Raw genomic sequence first — 2,170 nt, 5'->3', positions numbered from 1 at the left:
GAGTCCTGATCCGTTGGCCGATGAGATGGCCAGTTGGAGTCCATACAACTTTGTTTTCGGCAATCCTATTAGGTTCATTGATCCAGACGGGCTGGCTCCTTTGGATAATATCTACTTAAACGAACAAGGTAAAGAAATTTACAGGGAGAGAAACAACGAACCTGATAGGACGTTTGTAATTAGAACAACCAAAACAACAGAACAACTTTATCCCGAAGGAGTTCAAGAAGATGAAAAAGGCTGGTCAAACCCTATTTCAAATGCAGAGGCGAAAGCAACTGAAAAATTAATTAGTTCAGGAAATACAGAAGGCGAACACATGGGAAATTTAGTTGAAATAGCCTCTGCTCAGACTAGGGACGATATGGTTAGTATAGTGAGTCAAGATGATGGAAATGGAGGTACTTTTATAAAAAAGCCTCATAATAATAGAGAGTATGGAGGACGGATTAAAAGTGATGGAAGTGTTCAGGAGGCTACACCCGGTGTTGTGTCTGCACCTGGAGGAAAGGCATCCATACGGGGAAATAACGATTTTCACAGTCACCCTAGTGGCAGTTTCACCAATAACCAAGGTCTAACAGGCTCATTTACCCAAGCCCCATCAAGAACCGATATTACCACTGCAAAAGATACTGAATATGTATTTGGTATGTCAAGCAAAACAGTTTATATATATAATCAAACCGGTGTTGTCGCAACTTTACCGTTAAAGAGGTTTGTAACTCCTAAAAAATGATGATCTCAAGAATAATGCTAATCGTAATTACCTATATGGTTATTTTTCAGATGGGTTGTAGCCATAGAGTTACACAATCCGAAGTTGCAGCCATGGATACCATTCATGGTGTGTACATACCTGCTGACCTTGACGAGGCCATGGCAGAATTAGATAAGGTTCTTTCGGATGAAGATAAGGAAGAATTTAAAGCCCTTAAATCCCGCAATGAAATGCTAGCCTACCATCATGGTTTAGGCATGTGGATGAGAAATAGTTGGGCATTATGGGGGGGGTCAAGGCTAGCAGTCTATTTTCATTCAAAAGGCATAACCCACCCGGAGGGGATGTCCTCTGAAATTTTAATGAGTTACTATGATTGGTTGCACCGGGAGCTTATACTTATTGATTGTATAACATATAAAATTGAAATTCCATTTTTTGATGATTATACATATCAGGAAGATAGCTATACTGAAGGTATCTTTCATCACTATATATTTGAAGATCACAGTACAATAACGGTTCACTGCGGGTTTAATGTTAAAAGGCCGTTTAATACTGACCAACCAGGAGATACTCTGAATATCAATGGATATAAAGTAATAAGATATGTCGGCAACAAAGAAGAAAGGCTGTTTATAGAGGACTATTATATAAAGTCGGAAATAACCATTATTGCTGAATACCTTGAAAAAGATAGTCCAGTAGTGCAAGCAGTTGACAATGTTACGATCTCTAAAAAAAATTAGAAAGGTATACCATTCATGATGTATCTATATATTTTGCTAATAAACTTTACAATGGCTTGCTGTGTAAAAAATCAAAACTGTACCATTGATAAGCTATTTAAACGAAAGTTTAATGAGAAATTACAAACCCTAGAGGAGTTCTCCAAAGGTTTTTCGGGTGATGACACCCGGAGAGCGGTAAATGCAGCATACTATTTAAATGTCGTTACCGGAATTGAAAGCTGTATCTATTTGGGTGACATAGTGTATTATGAACCCAAACTTTTTAAAAAAGATAAAAGAAAGTGGAGAGCATGGTATTTGGAAAACCGATGTAGTATGACCATAGACAAAGCTGATAGCCTGTTAAAAGTCCTTGGAACACTAAATGACTCAGTAGTCACCACTCAAAAACAGGAGATTACTCCAGTAAAGTTTAGGCCTACTGCTTATGAGGTTGTCAAATTAGATTCTTTAAATGACGTATATCTTATTTATGCAAAGAAAGGAGGGACTTTATTCAAGATTGCATCAAAAAGAACAAGCAAGGAAAAATGTTCGAGAATAGAAGTAGGTGAAAAGTATCCGTTTTATTTGGAATCCTTATTTCCCAGGAATTTCAAAGGAAAATATGATTTGTCCCCTAAAAGTTTACCACATGTAAGTGGTGTCGATTTTTATGGGACTACAGTTACTTTGGAACCTGATTCCATAAATGATC

General features: G+C 37.4%; 3 protein-coding genes. All 3 read left to right on the top strand.

The features are described from left to right. A partial coding sequence (locus tag E1163_RS30265) for an RHS repeat-associated core domain-containing protein (protein WP_484494434.1) occupies positions 1-739 on the top strand: 739 nt, incomplete at its 5' end. After that, positions 736-1,470: a DUF6794 domain-containing protein gene (locus E1163_RS00905; protein ID WP_155168645.1), complete on the top strand. Its 735-nt coding sequence runs from the start codon at positions 736-738 to the stop codon at positions 1,468-1,470. The genes E1163_RS30265 and E1163_RS00905, both read left to right, overlap by 4 nt. Positions 1,471-1,485: 15 nt before the next feature. After that, the coding region (locus E1163_RS00900; RefSeq protein WP_155168644.1) for a hypothetical protein at positions 1,486-2,170 on the top strand (685 nt) is incomplete at its 3' end.

The organism is Fulvivirga kasyanovii (genome assembly GCF_009711405.1).
Classification (GTDB): domain Bacteria; phylum Bacteroidota; class Bacteroidia; order Cytophagales; family Cyclobacteriaceae; genus Fulvivirga; species Fulvivirga kasyanovii.
Note: the sequence above shows the minus strand (reverse complement) of the source record. Positions and strands in the feature narration are given on the sequence as shown.

Bases quoted from the DNA above. Each gene is read 5' to 3' on its own strand.
- E1163_RS00905 (WP_155168645.1), top strand. From the start codon at position 736: ATGATGATCTCAAGAATAATGCTAATCGTAATTACCTATATGGTTATT.